The organism is Nonomuraea sp. NPDC049607, from assembly GCF_040675375.1.
Lineage (GTDB): Bacteria > Actinomycetota > Actinomycetes > Streptosporangiales > Streptosporangiaceae > Nonomuraea.
In genome coordinates, this window is record NZ_JBFAOV010000003.1 from 88,637 (window position 1) to 111,637 (window position 23,001).

Here is a 23,001-nt window from a genome sequence, read left to right on the forward strand (position 1 = left end):
GGCGACATGACAGAACTTGACCCCAGATTGCGCGCGATCACCGACTTGATGGTGTCCGAGGCGCGCGAAGGGGGCGGCAGGCACGAGTACGACGGCCAGATCCAGGACCTGTCTCCCGAGGGCGTACGGGCCGGTCTGGAGCGCCTGGGCAAGGGCGAGGCGCCGGCCGACCCGCACGACGCCGAGCACCTGCAGATCTTCGAGGAGACCATGCGCGCCCAGCTCGGCGAGCTGGAGCTGCACCGCAGGAACCCGCTGATCCACCTGTCCAACCTCGACCTGGCCTGCTACGACCGCGACTACGGCCCCGAGGCCGAGCGCGCCGCCGCCAAGGCCGCCCACCTGGCGCAGTGGCCGGCCGCCGTGGACGCCGCGATCGCCTCGCTCGACCAGGTCGCGGCGCCGGTCGCCACGTCCCTGCTGGGCGCGGTGAAGGGCCTGGCCGCGGGCATCACCGACGAGGCCGCGATCGAGGCCCACGGCAGGCTCGTGGCGCACGTCGCGCGGGCCGCCGCCGAGGGCGACCCCGACGCGGCGCTCGGCGGCGCGGCCCTGGTCAAGCTCATGAGCAGCGCCGAGGGCCTGCCGGTCGACCTGGGCAGGCTGGCCGAGCGCGCCGACGCCGAACGCGACCGGCTCATGGGGCTGCTCGCCGAGTCCTGCGCGAAGCTCGGACGCTCCGAACCGCCCCTCGACGTCGTACGCGAGCTGGTCAAGGACCACCCGGACGCCGACGGCGTGATCGAGGCGGCCAGGATCGGCACCGAACAGGCCATCGCCTTCACCCGCGAGAAGGACCTCGTGCCCTACCACGACGGCGAGTGCCTGGTCGGGCTGGCGCCGGAGTCGCGCCGCTGGGCCATGGCCATGATGGCGTGGAACTCGCCGGGCGAGCCCGAGGGGCCCTCCTGGTACCACATCACCCCGCCGGACGCGTCCTGGAGCGAGCGCGACCAGGAGGAGTGGCTGGAGGTCTTCAGCGCCACCACGCTGCCCGCCATCAACGTGCACGAGGTGGCCCCCGGCCACTTCTCGCACGCCCGCGCGCTGCGCCGGGCCCCCTCGGACGTGCGGCGGCTGCTGCAGTCGATGGCCTTCGTCGAAGGCTGGGCGCACTACGCCGAGGAGTTGTGCGTCGAGGAGGGCTTCGCGCCCGACGACCCGCGCTTCGAGATCGGCGTCTGGGTGGAGGCCCTGATCCGGGTCACCCGGCTGGCCTGCGCGATCGGCGTGCACACCGGGCAGATGACGGTCGAGGAGGGCGCCAGGCGCTTCGAGTCCGACACCCACCTGGCCGGTCCCGCCGCGCTGTCGGAGGCCCGCCGCGCCTCCTTCGACCCGACGTACGGCCGCTACACCTGGGGCAAGCTGCTCATCCTCGATCTGCGCGAGCAGGCGCGCGAGCAGTGGGGAGCGGGCTTCACGCTCCAGCGCTTCCACAAGGCGCTGTTCGATCTCGGCTCGCCGCCCCTGGGTTTGCTCGGCGCGATCCTGTAGCGTCGGGGGGACCGAGCGAGCGCTAGGGAGGTTCAGGCGGTGCGTGAACTGTCCGGCAAGGTCGCGGTGGTGACGGGCGCGGCCAGCGGCATCGGCAGGGCCCTGGCCGTCCGGTTCGCCGCCGAGGGCATGGCGTTGATGCTGGCCGACGTCGACCCCGGCGGGCTGGCCGGGACGGCCGCGCTCGCGGAGAAGGCGTCCGCCGGGCCGGGCGAGGTGCTCACGCAGGTCACCGACGTCTCCGACGCGGCCGCCGTGCGGCACCTGGCCGACCGGAGCTTCGGCGAGCTGGGCGCGGTGCACGTGCTGTGCAACAACGCCGGCGTCTACCAGGGCGGTCACATGTGGACCAGGACCGCCGAGGACTTCGCCTGGCTGCTCGGCGTGAACCTGTGGGGCGTGCTGCACGGCGTGCACGCGTTCGTGCCGCGCATGATCCGGCAGGACACCGAGGGGCACGTCGTCAACACCGTGTCCGTGGCCGGGCTGCTCGCCGCGCCGGGCGCGGGCGGCTACGCGATCACCAAGTACGCCGCGCTGGCCGCCTCCCAGTCGCTCGCCCAGGACCTCGCCACCGTGGGCTCCAAGCTCCGCGTGACCGCGCTCTGCCCCGGCGCGGTCCGGACGCGGATCGACGACTCCGACCGCTCCCGCCCGGCCGACCTGGTCACCACCCCGACGGACGACGAGTCGGCCGCCCGCGAGGCCGTCGCGGCGGCCATGGCGCGCGGCGTCGAGCCCGCCGAGGTCGCCGCCCTCGTCGTCCGGGCCATCCACGAGGAACGATTCCTCGTGCTGACCCACCCCGAGTTCGGCGACCGCCTGCGCAGGCAGACCGAGCTCCTGCTGTCGGGCGACCTGCCCGGCGCTACCAGCGGCGCTCGTGGACCAGCACGCTCACCACGCTCCCACGCCGGGGATTGACCAGCAGCCGGACGAAGTCGCCCGGCAGCACGTCCTGGTAGAACCGCTCCTTGGCCCGGTAGGCCGGCGCCCGCTCCGAGGTGCCGTCGTGCACCGCCACGTAACAGGTGCGCGAGGAGGACAGGTCGTCGCCGTGCTCGGTCACGATCCAGCGCTTGACCACCCGGCCCTCGACCTCCTGCCGCTTGGCCGCGCCGCCGTCGCGGGGCGCGGGCTCGACCAGGACACCGCGCCACCCGTCGCCGGTGAAGATCCACTCCTGTCGCGGGTCCACCGGCGCGGGCTCGGGCCCGGCGGCCTCGCGGCCGAGCGGCGTCAGCAGGAAGCCGCGCCCGCCGAGCAGCAGCGCGGTCCCGGCCACGAACGCCCCCGCCGTGGCGATCCAGCCGGGCCACGACACGCCCGCCTGGGAGATGGTGACGTACCAGGGGACGGCGAGCGCGGCGGCCAGCAGCAGCGGCACGAGCATGCTCTGCCAGCGCCGCCGGGCCAGCCCGAGGTCGATGGCGCTCTGCCGCACCAGGGGCACGAACTCGGCGTCGAGGTCGCCGCTGTCCGGCATCACGGCGACGACCGGCGCCTGCGGCGCTCCCGCCAGCCGCGCGGCCATCCGGTCGAGCACCCACCGCTCGTACGGCCACAACTGCCCCTCGCCGTTCGCGGAGAGCGTGAGCCGGTCGCCCCGGATCGTCAGGAATCCGCGCCTGGCCAGGTCGAAGACCGTGGCGTGGAAGACCTCGCCGGCGCGCAGCCCGCGTAAGAGCTCGACGACGGACGGCGGCGCCTGGGGAGCAGGGACGGGCGGGGGAGAGGCGGCCCGGCGCGTCGTCAACCCGAACGCGGCGGCCAGCGCGGCGGCCCACACGGCCCACGCCAAGGCCGGCCAGACAAGATCCACCGTTCTGTGTTAGCACGAGTGCGGGTGTGAGGCCAGGCGTAATACCCGAGGCCGATACAATGAAGGCACCGCATTTCGCCTTTGGGGGGTTCTCACGGTGTCTGAATTCGACACAGTGCTGGTGGTCGACTTCGGCGCACAGTACGCGCAGCTCATCGCCAGGCGGGTGCGCGAGTGCCACGTCTACTCCGAGATCGTGCCCTCGACGATGCCCGTCGAGGAGATGATGGCCAAGAAGCCCAAGGCGATCATCCTGTCCGGCGGGCCGTCCTCGGTCTACGCCGAAGGCGCGCCGCCCGTGCCGCACGGCCTGTTCTCGACCGGCGTGCCCACGTTCGGCATCTGTTACGGCTTCCAGGCCATGGCCCAGGCGCTGGGCGGCGAGGTCGCCCGCACGGGCGTCGCCGAATACGGCGGCACCGCGCTCCAGGTGCTCGACGAGGGCGTCATCTTCCAGGGGCTGCCCGCCGCGCAGACGGTCTGGATGTCCCACGGCGACAGCGTGGCCGCGGCCCCCGAGGGCTTCGCGGTGACCGCGTCCACGAGCGAGACGCCGGTCGCCGCCTTCGAGCACCCCGAGCGCGGCCTCTACGGCGTGCAGTTCCACCCCGAGGTGCTCCACTCCGAGCACGGTCAGGCCGTGCTCAAGCACTTCCTCGACGCGGCCGGCTGCCGTCCGTCCTGGACGATGCTCAACATCGTCGAAGACTCCGTCGAGTCCGTGCGCCGTCAGGTCGGCGACGGCCGCGCCATCTGCGCGCTGTCAGGCGGCGTCGACTCCGCGGTGGCCGCCGCGATCGTCCAGCGGGCCATCGGAGACCGGCTCACCTGCGTCTTCGTCGACCACGGGCTGCTGCGCAAGGGCGAGGCCGAGCAGGTCGAGCGCGACTTCGTGGCCGTCACGGGCGTCAAGCTGCGCGTCGTCGACGCCTCCGACCGCTTCCTGAAGGCGCTGGAGGGCGTCACCGACCCGGAGGAGAAGCGGAAGATCATCGGCCGCGAGTTCATCCGCGTCTTCGAGGACGAGCAGCGCGCCATCATGGCCGACGGCCCGGTCGACTTCCTGGTCCAGGGCACCCTCTACCCCGACGTCGTCGAGTCCGGCGGCGGCACGGGCACCGCCAACATCAAGTCCCACCACAATGTCGGCGGCCTGCCGGAAGACCTCCAGTTCAAGCTGGTCGAGCCGCTGCGCGCGCTGTTCAAGGACGAGGTCCGCAGGGCCGGCGAAGAGCTGGGCCTGCCGCCCGCCATGGTCTGGCGGCAGCCGTTCCCGGGCCCGGGGCTCGGCATCCGCATCGTGGGCGAGGTCACCCGCGACCGCCTGGCGCTGCTGCGCGAGGCCGACGCCATCGCCCGCGAAGAGCTCTCCCGCGCCGGCCTCGACCGGCAGATCTGGCAGTGCCCGGTGGTGCTGCTGGCCGACGTGCGTTCGGTGGGCGTGCAGGGCGACGGCCGCACCTACGGCCACCCGGTCGTGCTGCGGCCCGTGACGTCCGAGGACGCGATGACGGCCGACTGGGCGCGGGTGCCCTACGACGTCCTGTCGCGCATCTCCACCCGCATCACCAACGAGGTACGCGAGGTCAACCGGGTGGTCGTCGACGTGACGAGCAAGCCCCCGGGCACCATCGAGTGGGAGTGACGCCGTTGTGCTGACGGTCCGGGCCGGCTTCGGTCCGGACCGTTCGCATGTCCGGCCATGAGCGGTTAATGCAGGTCAGAGCATTGGTTATGGTGGAAAGAGGTCGATTCGCCGTGCCCGCCGGATCCTGGCCCGTGACGATTGCTCAGCCCGTGGACGCATACCGGAAAGTTTTCTGGGAAAAGTCGGTGAGTTTGGGCCAAATCTTGGCCGGAGTGGGCAGTGGGGCACCTGAGGCGTCGATTCGCTAGAGCTCGGTGCCGGTGACGAAGGGTGCAATTGCCAACATGGCCCATGCGAGTGAGGATGACCGGCAGCCGTTGGTGTTGCTCGTGGAGGACGATCCGCAGGATGCGCTGATCGTCCAGGAGCTGCTGGAGGACAGCGGCCTCGCCGTGCGGCTGGAGTGGGCGCGCTCGGTCGACGAGGCGCGCAGGGCGCTGGCCCGGCTGCGCCCCCAGTGCGTGCTGCTCGACCTCGGCCTGCCCGACTCCTACGAGTTCTCCGCGTTGTCGTCGGTGCTGGAGGAGGCCGGGGACGCCGCCGTCGTCGTGCTGACCGGCCTGGCCGAAGAGGGCGCGGGCCTCGCCGCGGTGACCGCCGGAGCCCAGGACTACCTGGTCAAAGGCCGGGTCGAGGCCGAATGGCTGGGCCGCACCCTGCGCTACGCCATCCAGCGCAAGCAGGCCGAGCAGGCGGCCGTGGCGCTGCACACCGAGCGCATGCGGGCCAAGGAGAACGCCCGCCTGGAGCGCGGCCTGCTGCCGTCGCCGCTGCTGCAGCAGATGCCGCTGGAGGTCGCCTCCCGCTACCGGGCCAGCCGCGGGTCGTCCACGCTGGGCGGCGACTTCTTCGACGTCGTCGAGACCGACGACAAGGTCGTGCACGCGGTGATCGGCGACGTGTGCGGCCACGGACCCGACGAGGCCGCGCTCGGCGTCTGCCTGCGCATCGCCTGGCGCGCGCTGGTGCTCAACGGCGTGACCGGCGTCCCCCTGCTGCGCCAGCTCGAACGCATCCTCCTGGCCGAACGGGCCGGCTCGGAGATCTTCGTCACGATGTCCACCGTCGTCCTGGAGCCCGACCGGCACACCATGCGCGTCTGGCGCGCCGGGCATCCCGGCCTGCTGCTGCACACGGCCGACTCGGTGCTCCTCGCCGACCCCCGGCAGGGGCCCGCGCTCGGCCTGCCCATCGAGGCCGATTGGGAGGAGGACCTGCTGGAGCTGCCCGAGGGCGGCGGCGTGACGCTCTACACCGACGGCCTCTTCGAGCGACGGCTGCCGGGGGAGGCGCCGCGGTGGCTGGGCGAGGAGGGCCTGCTGGAGCTGTCCCACCGGTGGACCGGCCTCGGCAGCGAGGCCCTGCTCGACGCGATCCTCGCCGACGTCGAGGCGGCCTCCGTCCACGACGCGACGGCCGACGACGTCGCCGTCGTGCACCTGCGCTGGAAAGACGAATCGTGAGCGGACAGGCGTCTGCTCCGGAGAGGCGGGCCGTGCAGAAGGTTTCCCGTACGCGGGCGGATGAGCAGGGCTGGCGGCGGCTGACCGTGCACGGCTGGTTCGTGCTGATGATCGCGGCCGTGTCGGTCCTGGTGGTCACCTGCGTCGTGGTCGCCACCGTGATGCTCGACCGCACCGCCCGGCTGTCGGACCAGGTCATCCTGCGCATCTCGCCGGCCAGGATCGAGGCCGCCCAGTTGCGCAGCACGCTCATCGACCAGGAGACCGGCGTACGCGGCTTCCTGCTGACCGGCAACGAGGACTTTCTTGAGCCGTACACGGCGGGCGTGGAGGCCGAGCGGCGCAGCCGCGAACGCATCGCCGCGCTCATCGGCGACCGTCCGGAGCTGAAGGGCGAGCTGCAGGCCGTCAGCGACACGGCGGCCGCCTGGCGGCGCGACTACGCCGAGCCGCTCACCGCCGACAAGCGGGCCGACGGCGTCATCTCCGCGAGCCGCATCGAGAGCGGCAAGCACGCCTTCGACGAGATCAGGGCGCTGCTCGACCGGCAGGACGACCGGCTGGCCAAGACCCGCCAGCGCGCCCAGGAGGAGCTGGCGCAGGTCGAGCAGGTGCGCAACCTGGCCTTCGTCATCATGCTGATCCTGTTCCTGCTGGCCGGCGTCGCGATGGCGGTCCTGCTGCGGCGGGCGATCGGCCGTCCGCTCGACGAACTGCGCGAAGCCGCCCGCGACATCGCCGGCGGCGACTTCGACCGGGTCATCCCCGTCAGCGGGCCGGCCGACATCCGCGAGGTCGCACGGGACGTGGAGTCGATGCGCACGAAGATCGTCTTCGCCCTCGACGATTCCCGCAAGCAGCACGTCCTGCTGCGCGAGCAGGCGGCGGGCCTCGACGCCCAGGCCGAGGAGCTGCGGCGGTCGAACGCCGAGCTGGAGCAGTTCGCCTACGTCGCCTCCCACGACCTCCAGGAGCCGCTGCGCAAGATCGCCACGTTCTGCCAGCTGCTCCAGAAGCGCTACGGCGACGTGCTCGACGAGCGCGGCGTCCAGTACATCCACTTCGCCGTCGACGGCGCCACCCGCATGCAGGTCCTGATCAACGACCTGCTCACCTTCTCCCGCGTCGGCCGCCTGTACGACGACCGCAAGCCGGTCGAGCTGGAGGAGTCGCTCGACAAGGCACTGGTGGACCTGTCGACGGTGATCGAGGAGACCGGCGCCGAGATCGAGCGGCCCGACCCGCTGCCGAACGTGATCGGCGACCCCACGATGCTCGGCATGCTCTGGCAGAACCTCGTCGGCAACGCGCTGAAGTTCCGCGCCCCCGACCGCGCACCCCGCGTCCGGATCACCTGCGAGCAGCGGGAGAAGGAGTGGCTGTTCTCGGTCACCGACAACGGCATCGGCGTGGACGCCGAGTTCGCCGATAAGATCTTCGTCATCTTCCAGCGCCTGCACAGCCGGGAGGCGTACAGCGGCACCGGCATCGGCCTGGCGATGTGCAAGAAGATCGTGGAGAACCACGGCGGTACGATCTGGCTCGACACCGGCCACACCGAGGGAGCCCGGATCAGCTTCACCCTGCCCGCCGTCACCGACGAAGGAGCACCCGAATGACCGTCCAGCCCATCGAAGTGCTCCTGGTGGAGGACGATCCCGGTGACGAGCTCATCACCCGCGAGGCGTTCGAGGACAACAAGATCCGCAACAACCTCCACGTCGTGCGCGACGGCCTGGAGGCGCTCGACTTCATCTACCAGCGCGGTGCGCACGTCGGCGCGCCCCGGCCCGACCTCGTCCTGCTCGACCTCAACCTGCCCAAGTACGACGGGCGGCAGGTGCTGGAGAAGATCAAGGGCGATCCGGAGCTGCGGGCGATCCCGGTCGTCGTCCTGACCACCTCCTCGGCCGAGGAGGACATCCTGCGCAGCTACAAGCTGTTCGCCAACGCGTACGTGACCAAGCCCGTGGACCTGGAGCAGTTCATGGCCGTCATCCGGCAGATCGACGAGTTCTTCGTCACCGTGGTGCGGCTGCCCGGCCGTACCCGGCTGCCCGACGGCCAGGATCTGGCCTAGCCGCCTTCCGCGGCGGGCGTGGCCCGGCGGCGCAGCGCCCGCCACGCCCACCTGGCCGCGGCGAGCAGCAGTCGTCCGACGCTCCCGACGAGCAGCGGCACCAGCAGCAGCCCGACGAAGATCGGCGTGGCCATGTACCGGAAGTCCTGCGCCGAGATGTTGGCCAGCACGGCGAGCTGCTGCCCGGCCACGACCGCCGCCACCCCGAGCACATAGCGGTTGCGCAGGGCCAGCGCCCCGAGCGCCACCGCCGCGTACGACAGGTAGGCCCACGACGCCCCCCGCCACAACACCCAGTCCCACTCCGGGGCCAGCGCCCCCGTCAACCACGGCTCGGCCACCTGGTTCAGCTCGGCCGACAGCGGCCGGAGCGAGAACACCCCACGACCGGCGAAGTCCGGCACCTTGCCGGGCCCCACGTACGTGTCGGCGGTGGGCCGCCGGGAGAACCGGTACGTCATCCCGCCCACCACGAACGGGTCCTGCACCGGGCTCCACGCGATCGCCCCCCGGCACAACCGGGCGTCGACGATCATCCCGGGCTCGCTGGTCAGCAGCCGTTTCCACAGGTCGAGCAGCTCGGTCGCGTGCGCGTCGGCGGCCTGCCAGCTGAAGTCGCGTCGCCAGATGAGCAGGTTGACCGTGGCGCAGGTGCCGCCCTCCCACCACCTGGTGAGCGGCGCGACCGAGGTCATGAGCGCCTTGTCCTGCTCGGTGAACAGCTCAGGACGCTCCCTGAACGCCACCGCCACGTCGGCGAAGGCCGTGTGGTAGACGTACGTGCTGGACGGCGGCGTGATGCCGAACCGCGGGAACAGGAGGTTGGTGAGCAGCAGTGGCACGGCGGCCGCCACCGTGCCGACGAGCGCGAGGCGTACCCGTCGCGTGGCGACGACCACCAGCAGGACGACGACGGCGATGCCCACGACGAGGAAGCCGTTCGCGCGGAAGAGCCCGAGCAGCGTCATGAGCACGCCGAGCCCGGCCAGGGAGACCCGCCGGCGCGCGGCCATGCGCGCGCAGACCCCCGCGATCATGATCGCGCAGATCGTGAACGGCACATCCTTCCACAGCGTGACCGTGAACGCCCCGACCGTCGGCGTCACCGGCGCCAGCACCGCCACCAGCGTCGTGGCCCACCGCGGCGCCCCCGACGCCCCGAGCGACCGCGCCAGATAGGTCAGCGCCCCCGCCATCGCCGTGGTCTGGGCGAACGAGACCGCCCCGAGGTCACCGGTCTTGGTGAAGCTCAGCCACAGCAGCGCGTCGTAGGCCACCGAATGATCGCTCATCCACGGCCCGACGACCGTGTGGCTGAGATAGAGCACCGAGTCGCGGCTGAACAGCCCGGGGTAGAAGGCCGCCCACCAGCAGGCGAGCACCGCCTGGATGATCAGGAAGGTCGCGAGCGCGCCCCACGGCCTGGGACGCGCTACGGCACCGACACTCTCCATGGCTCCAGCACTTCGGAGGGAGGCGTGCTCAGAAGTAGCTCACTCCGGACTCCGGCACCTTGCCGCGCAACAGCGTCGGGACGGTGACGAGGGTGTAGCCCTGCTTCTTGAGCTCCTTGAGGATCTCAGGCATCGCCTTGACGGTCTGCGGGACCGTGTCGTGCATGAGGATGACGCCGTCGCGCTTGGCCAGCTTGAGCACCGTCGCCTTGATCTTCTTGGCGTCGCGCAGCTTCCAGTCGAGGGTGGTGCCCGTCCACAGGATCTCGGCGAGGTCCTGCTGGTCGGCCATCCGCAGCACGCGCTCGTCGGTGTGCCCGTAGGGCGGGCGGTACATCTTCGGCCGGCGACCCGTGGCGTCCTCGATGAGGGCCTGCGTGGTGCGCAGCTCCTCGATGATGTCGTCGTCGCGCAGCGTCGGCAGCGAGGGGTGCGAGTAGGTGTGGTCGCCGATCGCGTGCCCCTCGGCGGCCTCCTGCCGAGCCAGCGCCGGACGCCGCTCGACCTGCTTGCCGACGAGGAAGAAGGTGGCCTTGGCCCCTTCCTTCTTGAGCACCTTGAGGAGCGTCGCCGTGTGCTCGCTCGGGCCGTCGTCGAAGGTCAGCGCCAGGCACTTGAGCCGGGCACAGTCGATCTTCGGGGCGGCGGCCGCGGGCGTGGCGGTCAGGGCCAGAGTGGCCGCGAGGAGGGCGTGAATCACCACAGGCGACAGCCTAGAACCATCCGGGCCCGCCCGTGCGCGCGGACATCGACTTGAGACCTGCGCCCTGGCTCGCGGCCTGCTCCGGCGTGGGACCTTCCGCGAGCTTGGGACCTTCCCTCGATCCGGCTCCGGCGTGGGACCCGCCCTCGGCCCGGCTCCGGCAGCCCGCGCGCCTACCGTCCCAGCCTGGCCCGCAGGAAGAGCGTCACGCCCTTCAGTGACCTGACCGGCAGGTAGCGCTCGGCGCGCACCACCATCGACAGGCCCGCGTTGACCACCGCGGGCGTCCGCTGCAGGTCGCTGCCCTGCGACCGCCGCCGGTGCCGGGCCACGAGCGGGCGCAGCAGCACGTTCCAGCTCCACAGCCGGTCCACCTTCAGCCCGGCCTTCTCCACCACGACGGTCAACGTGTCGCGGCCGTAGCGGCGTACGTGCCCCACGGCGTCGTCGTGCGCCGACCACAGCGCCATGTCGCACGGGACGGCGATCAGCGCGTGCCCGCCGGGCGCCAGCACCCGGGCGATCTCCTCGGTGACGAGATGGTCCTCGTGGATGTGTTCGAGCACGTCGAACGCGGTCACCAGGTCCATGCTCGACGTCTCGAACGGCAGCGCCCGCGCGTCGGCGTGCACGGCCTTGAGCCCGCGCTCTCTGGCCACCTCGACCGCCGTCTCGCAGTAGTCCGTCGCGGTGGCGTCCCAGCCCGCCTCGACCAGCACCCGGGTGTTCCCGCCGCCGGCCGCGCCGACGTCGAGGGCCCGCCCGGGACGGCCGAGCTCGCGCAGCTCCCTGCGGAGGATCGCGCGCCGCTCCCGGTACCACCAGTGGGTGTCCTCCAGGTCGAGCAGCCGACGGATTTCAGTGGTTTCCATGTACCTGGTTCCTTGTGCGGGAGAAGACCCAGCGGTCCAGTGCGGTGAAGCGGATCAGGGTGAGCAGTCCGTACGTGGCGACCACCGCGCTCATCTCCATCAGCCGCCCGGCCCCCGGAGAGACGCTGCGCAGCCCGAGCACGGCGGAGGTGGTCAGGAGGTAGTTGGCCACGAAGAGCAGCGCCGCCCGGAAGTGCATCGCGGTACGCCGCCCGCCCAGCCGGTTGAACGTCCACCGCCGGTTGGCCTCGGTGTTGACGAACCCGGTGAGCACGAGCGCGCCCAGGTTGGCCGGCGCGGGCGCCCAGACGCCGCGCAACGGCAGGTAGATGAGCGCGTACAGCAGGACGGAGAACACGCCGATCGCGGCGAACGAGGCGAACTTCGCCAGCGTCACCGCCCTCGGCCGGGCGACCACCGCGTCGGGATGCGTGGGCGTGAGCTCCGAACGCGTCACCTCGACCTCGGCCCGGCCCATCGACATCGACCAGGCGACCCTGGCCAGCCCCTTCAGGTCGTCGATCGCGGTCCTGACCACCCGGACGCGCGAGTCGGTGTCCTCGATCCAGTCGACCGGCACCTCGTGCACGCGCAGGCCGTTGTGCTCGGCCAGCAGCAGCAGCTCGGTGTCGAAGAACCACGCGTCGTCCTCGATCTTGTCCATGAGCGGCCTGACCACGTCGGTCCTGGCCGCCTTGAACCCGCACTGCGCGTCGCTGAACCTGACCCCGAACCCGTACCGGAGCAGCGCGTTGTAGCTGCGCGAGACCACCTCGCGCCTGATCGAGCGCAGGGTGCGGGCGCTGTGCGCGAGCCGGGTGCCGATGGCGATCTCGGAATGCCCGCTCGCCACCGCCGCGACCAGCGGGAACAGCGCGCCGAGGTCGGTGGACAGATCGACGTCCATGTACGCGACGATGTCGGCCGGGCTCTCCCGCCAGGCCGCCTTGAGCGCGGCCCCCCGGCCCCGGATGTCGAGCCGGCGGGCATGCACCCGCTCGTGCTCGGCGGCCAGCCCGGTGGCGATGTTCCAGGTGTCGTCGGTGCTGCCGTTGTCCACGACCGTGATGCGCCACGGCAGCGGGAACCTGTCCTCCAGGAACCCGGCCAGCGTGCGCACGCAGCCCGGCAGCGCCCGTTCCTCGTTGAGCACCGGTATGACGATGTCGACGGTCGCCAGGCCGGCCGAGGTGTCCAGGACGTTGGGGCTAGGGGCCATGGCGGCGCGCGTGTCCATAGAGTTCCCTGATCGCTTGTGGCGGTAGGTTCACGGAAATGGTGCTGGGGGCGTCCAGCGGGGCGCGTGCCGTTTCTCGTCACCATTCCATGAACGGGGACAAGCTTTACCCGGCTGTGAGCTCGTACACGGAGGAGTCGGCGTTGCGGAAGCGCAGTTCGGCGTATTTCCCCAACGCCGGATCATTGCCGGTGAACAGCCATTTGACGCCGTATTTCTGCCGGAGCCTGCGGACGTTCGCGGCCGACGGCTCGCGGAAGGCCGCGTCGTTGTCCGCCAGCCTGGCCTGGTCGGCGAACGGCACCTGGAGGTAGGGGGTCACGAACAGCTCGGCGCGCGACAGCGTGCTCTCGGCGTACGCCCAGCCCTCGACCAGCACCCGGCGCTCGGTGAACCCCGAGACCCAGAAGTGCCTGCTGTCGCACGTACGGCGGGGCGCCGGGTTGCGGCAGTGCAGGTCGGTGGCGACCACGTCGCCGGGCGAGGAGTGGTCGCGCAGCCACCGCCCGGCCTCCAGCGCCCCGGCCGGGATCAGCCGCTCGCGCTCCCACGACTCGGGCGCGACGTGCACGACCACCTCCCGTAGCGAGGTCGGCACGGCGTACCCCGCCAGCAGCGCCACCACCGCCAGCGAGAACCCCTTCCGCCGGAACGCCAGCACCACCACGGCCACCGCCGCGAGCACCAGGTACGGCACCATCACCCGCACCAGCGTCTCGCCCGGCGGCTCCAACCGCGCGGCCACGACGGCCACCGCGACCCCCAGCCCGGCCAGGCCCGCGACCACCGCCCACGGCACCCGCCGCCGATCCATGGCCGCCGTCACCCCGCACACCGCGGCCACCGACAGGTACGGCCGCACCCCTTCGAGGAAGTAGAGCTGCGCGTCGGAGGGATGGCCGAGCACCATGATCGCGCCGATGCCCGCCAGCCCGATCCCGACCGGCAACAGCACCGCGGGGTCCAGCAGCCGCGCCTTCAGCCCCGCCACGCCGCCCCACACGCAGACCAGGCAGAACAGGTGGACGCCGGCGAACACCAGCACCGGCCCCCACGGCTCGGCGGCCAGCGCGGGCGGCTGCACGTCCGCCACCACCCCCCACAACGTGCGCATCGTGGCGAACGGCGCCACCACCGTGCCCTGCGCCCCCCGTCCGAACACCACGAACTGCGCGATCAGCAGGCAACCGAACGTGATCGCCGTCGGCACCACCCACTCCAGCCGCGGCCGCCGGTCCACCGGCAACCGCACGACCAGCACGAACACCAGCCCGGCCAGCAGCATCGGCAGGAACGTCGCCTTCGCACCGGTCAGCGCGAGCAGCAGCACGGCCACCGCCGCCCACCCCTTCGGCCGCATGGCGGTGAGCACCAGCACCACGGGCGCGAACAACAACGCGCCGAACGTCTGCGTCGGGCTGGCCCACGCGGTGAACATCGACCGCGAGGTGAACACCACGCCCTCCTGCAGCGCCGGGGCGAACAGGAAGTACGTGACGCCGACCGCCGCGACCCCCGCCCCCCACCGGCCGCCGAGCCGCCGCCCGAGCACCGCCACGAGCACGACCATCGCGAACGTCATCGGCAGCGTGGACAGCCGGTAGACCAGCGTCAGCGGCTCGATCCCGGTGACCCAGCTCGTGGCCGCCATCTCGGCGTAGACGAACCAGTGGTAGGACAGCCGCTCGCCCAGCACCGACGGCACCGTGGGCGGCACGTGGTTCCTGACCTCGCCGAGCAGGGCCAGGTGGTAGGGCATGTCGACGTACGCGTCGGTGATCGGCACCCGGTAGAGCGACCGGGCGCAGAAGGCCAGCAGGTAACCGGCGACCCCCGCCAGCGACCAGGCGCACCACCAGGGCATGCGTTCGCGTTCGGCCCGGCCCCGCCAGTGACGCCGCAACCGCGGCACCACGAGGAACGCCCCGACGACCGTGACGGGCCAGCCCAGCACGAGCAGCGGCAGGCCCGCCGCGCGGGCGGGGATGTAGACCAGGACCTCGACCGCGTACCCGAGTGCCAGCCCGGCGGCCACGTCCTCGGCGAGCGTCCGTCCGCCGCCGGTGAGGGCCCGCCACAGCAACGTCCCCGGCAGCGCCACCCCGAGCCCGACGTACGCGGCGAAGGCCGCCAGGTCCCGTACCGAAACCCCACACCACAGCAGCACCCACACCGCCGCACCGAGCACGACCCCCGCCGGCACCCACCCCAACAGTCCCCGCCCCGGAAACCGGAGCCCCCGCCGCCCCGCCACCCCCTCCGCCAGAACAACCGTCATCCCACCAACCCCCTACTCAACCAACCCCACAAACCCGACCCTCCTGCCGAGCCCCCAGCGAACGGGAAGGCACACCCGTTTCCTCCTCGAACGACAGCCCCAGGCAGCGGACCAGCCGTTTCACCCCCGAACAACAGCCCCAGGCAGCGGACCAGCCGTTTCACCCCCGAACGACAGCCCCAGGCAGCGGACCAGCCGTCTCACCCTCAACCGGCGGCCCCTCCCTCAGAACGCCGGCCGCTTCACCCTCGGCCGGCGGCCCCTCCCTCAGGACCCCCTCAGCACCAAGCGGCGGGACAGAGGGCGTGGGCGTCTGGGCTTCGGGGTGGTGTGCCTTCGAGTGGTGGGACGGTCGTCAGCAGACGCCTGGCGGCAGGCGGAGAGAGCGCCGTCATCGGTGGCCCAGCCCCGTGCGCGGCCGGTTCGTCCGACGAGGGCTCATCTGACCACGGTCACCAGTCGCGTGAACTCGCCCGGCAGGTCGACCCCGTCCCACACCCGGTGGAAGCTCAACGCGCTCCCCACCGGCACCATGCGATCAACCCCACGCCCGGCGAGCCCCCGGGCCAGCTCCTCCAGCTCACCCAGCGAGAACCCGAAGTGCGTCAACGTCTGGTCCTTACGCTCGACCATCGGGATCAGCTCCGCCAGAGTCGACACCCGCGCGTGCGCGAAGGTGCCCGCACCCAGCCACCGCCGGGGCATGGCGGCCGCCGCCGCCAGCGTGACGTTGGCCAGCGCGTTGCCCCGGAACTCGATCAGGTCCACCAGCCCGTCGGCGGCCAGCCCGTAGACCGAGACCCGCTTCTCCACCGCCATCGCCGCGTCGACCTCCCACCCGCGCCCGGCCAGCACCCGCGACACCTGCTCGGTGAAGTCACCCCGCGCCGCCTCGCAGTCGCCGTCGGCCCCCACCCAGAACACCGTCCGGGGCGAGGAGCAGGCGGCCTGGTCGAACCAGTAGCTGTCGTTGACGAACCCCTCGGCCGCCGCCACCCGGGCCGCGCGCGGCGCGCACAGCCACGCCGCCGCGCTCACCACCGCGAACGACGACCGGTCGGGAAAAGTCAGGTCGCGGGCGTGCGGCGCGAGCGGATGGCGGCGCACCTCGCGTACGGTGTCGTCGCCGCCCCAGATCACCCGCAGGTCGCAGGCCGCCGACAGACCTGCGGTGACGGCCTCGGCCCGCCGGTCGTAGGACACGATGCGCTGCGTGGCCGCCACCACCGGATCGGCGTCGGCCAGCGCCTCCCGCAGCGTGTCGATGATGACCTCGGCCACCGCCCCCGCGCGCGGCGACAGGCGGACGACGTTGCGGTTGCCCATCAGGGCCGACAGGGCCCAGGAGTAGACGAAGACGGTGTCGACGTTCGCGGGCGGCAGGTGGAAGACCAGGCCGCGCGGCACGCGTACGTGGGAGGTGCGCAGCCCTTCGAGGGTGCGGGCCAGCTCGCTGGGCCGCAGGAAGAACCCCAGCGAGCCCAGCTCGGGATGGCGGCGGGCCAGCGCGGGCCGCAGCAGCCGCTTGCCGAACGCCGCCAGGAACGCCCGCATCCGCTCGTCGCCCACCTCAAGGGGGACGCCCTGCCGCATCTGCGCGAGCAGGTCCTCGACGGCGACGGGCGAGGCGCCGGGCGGGAAGCGCACCACGACCCCGGCCGCGTCGCCCAGCCGCGGCATCCGGGCGGTGATCGATTGATCGGTCATCGGCCGCCCTGCCCGAACGTGTCGCTGCAACCGCGCGCCTCGGCCCTCGGCAGCCTGCCCAGTACGGTGAACCGCTTGCCCGGCCAGTGGCCGTCGTCGACGCCGTGCACCATGCCCAGGTCCTCCGTCAGCAGTGCGTGGCCGGGATAGGAGGTGGGCAGGGTGCTGACCACCTCGATCAGCCCCGGCACGCCGGGCGGGACCTCCCGCCAGGTGTCGGGGTCGCGGATGACGACGTCGGCGAAGTCGGGGCAGTAGAGCCCGTCGCCGTCGGGGCCCTCCAGGAAGACCGTGCCGATCTGCTCGACCATGCCGTAGAAGTTGTGGACCCTGGTCAGCCCGCAGTCGGCCGCCAGCCGCCGGCGGAACCCGTCGTTGTCGACCGCCTGCTCGGCCAGCCGCTTCCAGCCGCCCGAGTGGATCAGCACCCCCTCGGACAGGTCGGCCCCCAGATCGAGCAGGTAGAGCCAGACCATGAAGGTGAACCCGAAGATCAGGAACGGCTTCCTGCCGTGGCGGGCCAGGAACGCCTCGACGGCCTCCGTGTCGACCTCGCCCTGCTCGTCGAGGACGAAGGTGTGATCTCTGCCGAAGTTCATCATCCCGAGCACCCCGGCTCCCCGGGCGCTCAGGGTCGGGTCGCGGACGACCGAGCGGCCGTCGACGATCAGCATCGGCAGCCGCCGCTCGCCCAGCACCGCCCGCAGGGTCGCGGCCAGCATGCGCGGCTGCGCGGCGGCCGCCTCCCGGTCGAGGTAGACCCGGCTCGGGCGCTGCCCGGTGGTGCCGCTGGAGGTCAGGACCCGGAACACCTCCTCGGACGGGACGCTGCGCAGCTCGTGCGTCTTGAACAGCCGCACCGGCAGCCACGGCAGGTCGATCACCCGCTCGTAGGGCGGACGGGAGTCGATCGCGTCGAGGATGCGCCGGTAGGGCGGGCACGCCCGCCGGTGCCGCTCGGTCAGCGCCGCCAGCTCCCCGGTCAGCACCGCCTCCCGCGCGGCGGCGTCGAGCGTGAACACACTCACCGCCCAGCCTCCCCCCACAACCCGACCCCCACCGTGGACAGCCGCATCGTCCGCGCCTCCGGAACACCCACCCCGACCGTGGACAGCCCCATCACCCGGCCTCCGGGTTCGACTCCAGTGTCCGGTAGTCGATCTTGCCGGTGGGCAGCAGCGGCAGTCGTTCGACGGCGCGTACGTCGATGCCGCTCCAGTGCAGCCGCAGCTCGGCGCCCAACCGGCGGGCCAGGTTGCGGCACCCGGCCGCGTCGAGCCCCTCCGCCCACACCGTCACCCGGTCGTCGCCGCTGGTCGCCGCGACCGGCACGGTGTCGCGCAGCAGGAGCTCGACGTCGTCGAGGTTGACCCGTACGCCGAAGATCTTGGCGATGCGCCTGAGCCGGCCGGTGATGTGGAGGAAGCCCTCGTCGTCGAGCCGGCCGAGGTCGCCGGTACGCAGCACCCCGCCCAGGTCGTCGCCCCTGGCCAGGTCGGCGGCGGTCTCGGCGTAGCCCATCATCACGTTGGGCCCGTGGTAGACGACCTCGCCGTCGTGGATCGTCAGCCGCCCGCCGGGGACGGCCTGCCCCGCCGAGCCCGGTTTGTCGGCGAGCCGGTCGGGCGGCAGGACGGCGATGCGGGCCGTGGCCTCCGTCTGCCCGTACATGACGAAGAAGCGATCGGCCTGGGTGGCGAACAGGGACACCAGCTCGGGATTGAGCCGCCCGCCCGCCTGGGTGAGCGTGCAGATCGTGGGATGCTCGGCGCGGTCGAAGCGGAGCCTGCGCAGCATCTCGTACTGGTAGGGGACGGCCGCGAGCGAGGTGCACTTGTGCTCGTCGAGGTGCGTCCAGAAGGAACGTTCGAGCAGCCCGGCCTCGGTCAGGACGACCGTCGCCCCCGCGTGGAGGTGGCTGTTGAGCACGGACAGGCCGTAGCTGTAGTGCAGCGGCAGGCTCGTGGGCGCGATCTCGCCGGGCATGATCGACAATGCCGAGGCGATGGCGGCGGCGTTGGCCGAGACCGCCTCGCGGGACAGCCGCACCAGCTTGGGGTTGCCCGTCGAGCCCGAGGTGGCCAGGAGCACGGCCAGGTCGGGATGCGGGTCGGGGGCCTGGCCGCGGGAGCCCGGCGGGCCGTCGGGCGCGTGGGTGAACCCCACCAGCGCCGCGGGCCGGAATCGGTTCACCAGGTCGGCCAGGGCCGCGGCCGACAGATCGGGGTCGAGCAGCGCGATCGGCCTGCCGGTCTGCCAGGCGGCCAGATACCGCAGCACGGACGCCAGGTTGTTGCGCATGCCGCAGAACAGCGGCCCCGGCCGCAGCCTGGACAGGGCGTCGGCCACGCGGCCGACGCGTCGCGTCAGCTCGTCGCCGCCCAGCCCCTCCTGGTCACCGGCGACGACGAGCCGGGCCTGCCCGGACGGGAACATCACGGCACCAGCCCGCCGTCGACCCCGAGCACCTGGCCGGTGATGAACGACGCGCCGGGCGAGAGCAGGAAGGCGACCGCCTGGGCGACGTCGTCGGGCCTGCCGATGCGCCGGAGCGGGGTCACCGAGATCGCCGTCTCGCGGGCCTCCGGCTGGAGCGTCTTCAGCATGTCGGTCTCGACGTAGCCGGGGGCCACGCCGTTGACCCTGATGCCGGCCGGGCCCATCTCCCTGGCGGCGGCCACGGTGAGCCCGATGACGGACGCCTTGGTCGCGGAGTAGGCCGCCTGGTTGGCGCCGCCCGCGCGGCCCATGAGCGAGGAGACCAGCACGACGGCCGGGCTCTGCCCGCGCAGCAGCAGCCGGAAGGCCAGTTGCAGCGTGTGGGCCGGGGCCAGGGCGTTGGTGCGGTAGAGCTCGTCGAGGGTCTCGGCGCGGGCCATGGCCAGCGGGCCGGACGCGTAGACGCCGGCGTTGACCACCAGGGCGTCGAGCCGTCCGTGGCGCTGGGCGATGTCGCGCATGTGACCGGCGACCGTGGCCCGGTCGGCGACGTCGCCGTGGACGGACCACGTCTGGCCGCCGGTCGCCGCGGCCACCTCGGCGGCGGCCTTGTCGGCGCGTTCGGCGTCGCGGCCGTGGAGGACGACGGTGTGGCCCGCCGCGGCCAGGGTGGTGGCGATGGCGCGGCCTATGCCCCTCGTCGACCCCGTGACCAGGGCGACGCGGGCCTCAGACCGCGGCTGCGCCGATTCCATGCTTCTCCAGCAGCTCGCCCGCCTTGGCGAACGAGCTCATGTCGATCATGTCGTCGGTGTCGATGATGACGGAGAACTCGTCCTCCATCGCCGCGATCAACGCCATGTGGGCCAGGGAGTCCCACTGGGGGATGCCGCGGTATTCGAGGCGGTCGACGTGTGTGTCGGCCGGCAGGTTGAGCGCCGTGCGGAAGACGGCCCGCAGGCGGTCGAGATGACTCATAATGTCTCACTCTCTGTCCTCAAGCCATGACGAAGTGTAGCGGTGATTGCGGTGGCAGGAGAAACCAAACCCCCGACGTGAGTAATGGAAGCGTATAACGGCGCGTGGTCGTCGTTCGGGGCTGGGAATGTCCCAAGAGGCGCGCCAACCGCTACAGGGGGAATGATGGACGAATCCAATCACTGGTACGGGCACTCGCGCATTCTGGGCAGGTACTGCGACGTGCCGGACGAGACGCCGAAGCGAATCCAGGGCTTCCTTCAACACGGATGGAACTATCTCCACGGATTTCCCCCGAACGACCACTGGTGCAGCCCCGGATATCCCCGTTTCGTCTGGTCTGACGTGCTTCGTCGTCGAGGCTGGTCGATGGGCAGACGTGGCCACTATCTCATCGGCGCGCCCTGGATCTACCTCCTTCACCTGGAGCCGGATCTCGGCGTGGTCTCCGAGCGGAAGGGTACGATCTGGTATCCCTTTCATGGCTGGGAAAAGTCCTCCGTGATCGGGGACCACGCCCACCTCGCCGACGAAATCCGAAATGTCGAGACCGAACCGGTAACTGTCTGTCTATATTGGCTGGAATATGCGAATCCGGACATCCGGCGGGCGTACGAATCGAGGGGATTCAAGGTCATCTGTCACGGTGAGCGCGGCTCCCGGTGGGAGACCAAGGGGCGCGACTTCCTGCGCCGGCAGCTGATCCAGTTGCGGCGCCACCGCAGGGTGGCCTCCAACCGGCTCGGCAGCGCGCTGTTCTACGGCGCCTCGGTCGGCTGCGAGGTCGCCGTGTACGGAGACCCGATGCAGTACGAGGACGAGCGCCCCGAGTACGGCGGCACGGCGCGCCGCATGCGGCTCTGGCCCGAGCTGCACGGCACGCACGTCGATCCCGAGCTGGCCGCCGAGGTGGCGCGGCAGGAGCTGGGATTCGAACATCAGGCGACACCGGAGGAGCTACGGCGAATGTTCGGATGGAAGCGGGTGCCCGGAGGAGCGCCGGCAGGAGGAGGCGCGGCGGGGGCCGGGCGGCCCGAGCCATGGGCGAAGGCGACCGCCTCAGGGCGGCCGGTCCTGCTCCACGGGGTGACGTCATGAGCGAGCGCGTGAACGAGGCGCCCGACAACGTCCGCCTGATCGGCGGCGAGATGCTGCTGTGGTCGGACCTGTCCAACATGGCCGGCGTCACCGACTGGCGCGGCGCGGCCCTTGAGCTGGTCGGGCGGATGATCCCGGCGACCGGCCGGGTGCTGCTGGTCGGGCCGCATCCGCAGGTCCTGGTCGACGACGTGGTGGGCCGGGCGGGCGAGACGGCCGTGCTGCTGCGGTCCTACCCCGACGCCTGCGCCCTCGGCGAACGGCATCCGGAGCTCGCCGTCCACTGCGGGCGGCTCGACGTGTTCGACGCGGACGAGCCATACGAGCTGGTGCTGGCGCTCGACGGGCTGCTGCGCACGCACTCGGCCGAGGCGCCGGCGGCGGCGTGGATCGAGTCGCTGCACGCGTTGTCCGCGCTCGTCGCGCCCGGCGGGCGCCTCGTGCTGGGCGTGCGCAACGACCTGGGCGTCGACAGGTTCATCGAGGCCAGGCCCGCCGACCGGGAGGGCGGCGACGACCAGTGGGCCCCCCACGGGTTCGACCCGAGCTACCCGAGCGGGCCGGGCGCGCTCGACGGCGCCCTTGAGGCGGCGGGGCTGAGCGTCGAGCGCTGTTACGCGGCCTATCCGGGGCGGCAGGCCCCCCGGGCGCTGCTGGCGCGCGAGGCGCTCGCCTTCGACCTGCCGGAGGCGGTCACGTTCCCGCTGAGCGCCAGGGGCGGCGACCGGATGCACGTGGCCGACCCGCTGCGGCTGACCCGGCTGGTGTTCCGGCACCGGCTGGGGGAGGAGCTGGCCCCGCTGTGGCTCGCGGTCGCCACCCGGCCCCCGACACCGGAGTCCGCCAACCGGAGCGCGGCCGGGCGGGCGCCGCAGGCCGAGGAGGCAGGCGCGCGAGCCCGCCGGCCGGAGACCGAGGGCGAAGGCGCCGAAACCCGGCAACCGGCGGCCGAGGGGGTGGTCGCGTTGCCGCTCGGGCTGATCGAGGAGGGGGCCGTCGTCCACGAGCTGACCAGGGCCGGTGTGCGGCGGTTGCCCGACGGCGAGGAGCGTCCCGTCCCGGCCGGCCGGGTGGTCGAGGAGATCCTGGTCGAGGCGTGCGCCCGCGAGGACACCAGGACCGTGCGCGAGCTGCTGTCGGCGCTGGCCGCCTGGCTGGAGGCCGACGGCGGTCCCTGTGTGACCGCCGACGGCCTGGTCCACGACGGCGAGCGGTTCGCCGCCATCGTCCAGACCGCCGCGCCGACCGTCCCGCCCGAGCCGCGTGTGGTGCTGTGCAGGATCCTGTGGCGGTTCGCCGTACGGCTGCTCGCGGCCGGCCACCACCACCCCTGGCCGTGGCCGCTGGAGGCCGACCAGCTCACGCTGACGCTCTGCGGCATGGCCGGCCGTCCCTGCGACCCGGGCGACCTCGACCTGGCCCGCAAGTTCGACGCCGAGCTGGGCCACCCGGCCGAGCAGGCCGACCCGCCCACCTACCGTGACCTGCTCGGCGCCCGAGACCGTCTGGCCGACCAGCTCACCGCAGCCCTGGCCAGGGTCTCCCGTCTGGAGACCAAGCTCTCCTACCGTGAGCGGGAGCTGGTCAGGGCCAGGTCCAAGCTGAGAAGGACCCAGCGCAAGACCGCCGCCTACCGGCGCACGCTCGGGTACCGCCTCTCCCGCCGTCTGGCCCGCCCGCGAAAGGTCGCCCGCAGGGTCATCCGACTGCTGTCCGGCTGACGAG

19 protein-coding genes are annotated in these 23,001 nt (G+C 72.1%); 8 read left to right on the plus strand and 11 right to left on the minus strand.

Features of this window, described 5'->3' with window-relative positions; all coding sequences use genetic code 11:
- Positions 1 to 6: 6 nt before the first annotated feature.
- The gene (locus AB0J97_RS07710) at positions 7 to 1,497 is read left to right on the plus strand and encodes a DUF885 family protein (protein WP_357705850.1); all 1,491 of its coding nucleotides are present in this window, start codon (positions 7 to 9) and stop codon (positions 1,495 to 1,497) included.
- 39 nt (positions 1,498 to 1,536) lie between these two features.
- Positions 1,537 to 2,421 (plus strand): SDR family NAD(P)-dependent oxidoreductase, encoded by an 885-nt coding sequence (locus AB0J97_RS07715; protein ID WP_364085921.1) that lies wholly within the window; start codon positions 1,537 to 1,539, stop codon positions 2,419 to 2,421.
- Here the strand turns inward: AB0J97_RS07715 and AB0J97_RS07720 are convergent.
- Positions 2,366 to 3,319 (minus strand): hypothetical protein, encoded by a 954-nt coding sequence (locus AB0J97_RS07720; protein WP_364085924.1) that lies wholly within the window; start codon positions 3,317 to 3,319, stop codon positions 2,366 to 2,368. The two genes, AB0J97_RS07715 and AB0J97_RS07720, sit on opposite strands and share 56 nt — an antisense overlap.
- A gap of 97 nt (positions 3,320 to 3,416) precedes the next feature.
- Between AB0J97_RS07720 and guaA the strand changes: the two genes are divergently transcribed.
- From guaA to AB0J97_RS07740, 4 genes are all read left to right on the plus strand, one after another.
- Entirely contained in the window at positions 3,417 to 4,964 is a 1,548-nt protein-coding gene (guaA, locus tag AB0J97_RS07725) for a glutamine-hydrolyzing GMP synthase (RefSeq protein ID WP_357705847.1), read from the plus strand.
- A gap of 287 nt (positions 4,965 to 5,251) precedes the next feature.
- Positions 5,252 to 6,430 carry a SpoIIE family protein phosphatase gene (locus tag AB0J97_RS07730; RefSeq protein ID WP_364085927.1) on the plus strand — a complete coding sequence of 393 codons (1,179 nt, stop codon included), beginning with the start codon at positions 5,252 to 5,254 and terminating at the stop codon, positions 6,428 to 6,430.
- Between the two features lie 32 nt (positions 6,431 to 6,462).
- Positions 6,463 to 8,049 (plus strand): CHASE3 domain-containing protein, encoded by a 1,587-nt coding sequence (locus AB0J97_RS07735; RefSeq protein ID WP_364085930.1) that lies wholly within the window; start codon positions 6,463 to 6,465, stop codon positions 8,047 to 8,049.
- Entirely contained in the window at positions 8,046 to 8,510 is a 465-nt protein-coding gene (locus AB0J97_RS07740) for a response regulator (protein ID WP_357705844.1), read from the plus strand. Before AB0J97_RS07735 ends, AB0J97_RS07740 begins: the two co-directional genes overlap by 4 nt.
- Here the strand turns inward: AB0J97_RS07740 and AB0J97_RS07745 are convergent.
- The 10 genes from AB0J97_RS07745 to AB0J97_RS07790 form a co-directional block, all read right to left on the minus strand.
- Entirely contained in the window at positions 8,507 to 9,964 is a 1,458-nt protein-coding gene (locus tag AB0J97_RS07745; RefSeq protein WP_364085934.1) for a hypothetical protein, read from the minus strand. The genes AB0J97_RS07740 and AB0J97_RS07745 overlap by 4 nt on opposite strands.
- Before the next feature lie 28 nt (positions 9,965 to 9,992).
- Positions 9,993 to 10,667 carry a polysaccharide deacetylase family protein gene (locus AB0J97_RS07750; protein WP_364085937.1) on the minus strand — a complete coding sequence of 225 codons (675 nt, stop codon included), beginning with the start codon at positions 10,665 to 10,667 and terminating at the stop codon, positions 9,993 to 9,995.
- Between the two features lie 173 nt (positions 10,668 to 10,840).
- Entirely contained in the window at positions 10,841 to 11,539 is a 699-nt protein-coding gene (locus tag AB0J97_RS07755; RefSeq protein ID WP_357705841.1) for a class I SAM-dependent methyltransferase, read from the minus strand.
- Positions 11,526 to 12,776 (minus strand): glycosyltransferase, encoded by a 1,251-nt coding sequence (locus AB0J97_RS07760; protein ID WP_364085941.1) that lies wholly within the window; start codon positions 12,774 to 12,776, stop codon positions 11,526 to 11,528. Before AB0J97_RS07760 ends, AB0J97_RS07755 begins: the two co-directional genes overlap by 14 nt.
- 106 nt (positions 12,777 to 12,882) lie before the next feature.
- Positions 12,883 to 14,979, minus strand: a complete 2,097-nt coding sequence (locus AB0J97_RS07765) for a hypothetical protein (RefSeq protein ID WP_364085944.1) — start codon at positions 14,977 to 14,979, stop codon at positions 12,883 to 12,885.
- A 513-nt stretch (positions 14,980 to 15,492) separates the two neighbouring features.
- Positions 15,493 to 16,761 carry an acyl-CoA reductase gene (locus tag AB0J97_RS07770; RefSeq protein ID WP_357705838.1) on the minus strand — a complete coding sequence of 423 codons (1,269 nt, stop codon included), beginning with the start codon at positions 16,759 to 16,761 and terminating at the stop codon, positions 15,493 to 15,495.
- Entirely contained in the window at positions 16,758 to 17,789 is a 1,032-nt protein-coding gene (locus AB0J97_RS07775; protein WP_364085947.1) for an acyl-protein synthetase, read from the minus strand. The genes AB0J97_RS07770 and AB0J97_RS07775 overlap by 4 nt, the downstream gene beginning before the upstream one ends.
- Positions 17,790 to 17,880: 91 nt before the next feature.
- Positions 17,881 to 19,197 carry an AMP-binding protein gene (locus AB0J97_RS07780; protein WP_364085950.1) on the minus strand — a complete coding sequence of 439 codons (1,317 nt, stop codon included), beginning with the start codon at positions 19,195 to 19,197 and terminating at the stop codon, positions 17,881 to 17,883.
- Positions 19,197 to 19,955, minus strand: coding sequence for an SDR family oxidoreductase (locus AB0J97_RS07785; RefSeq protein ID WP_364085952.1), 759 nt, complete (start codon positions 19,953 to 19,955; stop codon positions 19,197 to 19,199). Before AB0J97_RS07785 ends, AB0J97_RS07780 begins: the two co-directional genes overlap by 1 nt.
- Positions 19,930 to 20,178, minus strand: a complete 249-nt coding sequence (locus tag AB0J97_RS07790; RefSeq protein WP_357705834.1) for an acyl carrier protein — start codon at positions 20,176 to 20,178, stop codon at positions 19,930 to 19,932. Before AB0J97_RS07790 ends, AB0J97_RS07785 begins: the two co-directional genes overlap by 26 nt.
- A gap of 162 nt (positions 20,179 to 20,340) precedes the next feature.
- Here AB0J97_RS07790 and AB0J97_RS07795 point away from each other — a divergent pair, with 162 nt between their 5' ends.
- Together AB0J97_RS07795 and AB0J97_RS07800 are read left to right on the plus strand one after the other, a co-directional pair.
- Positions 20,341 to 21,276: a hypothetical protein gene (locus AB0J97_RS07795; protein WP_357705833.1), complete on the plus strand. Its 936-nt coding sequence runs from the start codon at positions 20,341 to 20,343 to the stop codon at positions 21,274 to 21,276.
- Positions 21,273 to 22,997 (plus strand): hypothetical protein, encoded by a 1,725-nt coding sequence (locus tag AB0J97_RS07800; protein ID WP_364085957.1) that lies wholly within the window; start codon positions 21,273 to 21,275, stop codon positions 22,995 to 22,997. Before AB0J97_RS07795 ends, AB0J97_RS07800 begins: the two co-directional genes overlap by 4 nt.
- Positions 22,998 to 23,001: the final 4 nt, after the last annotated feature.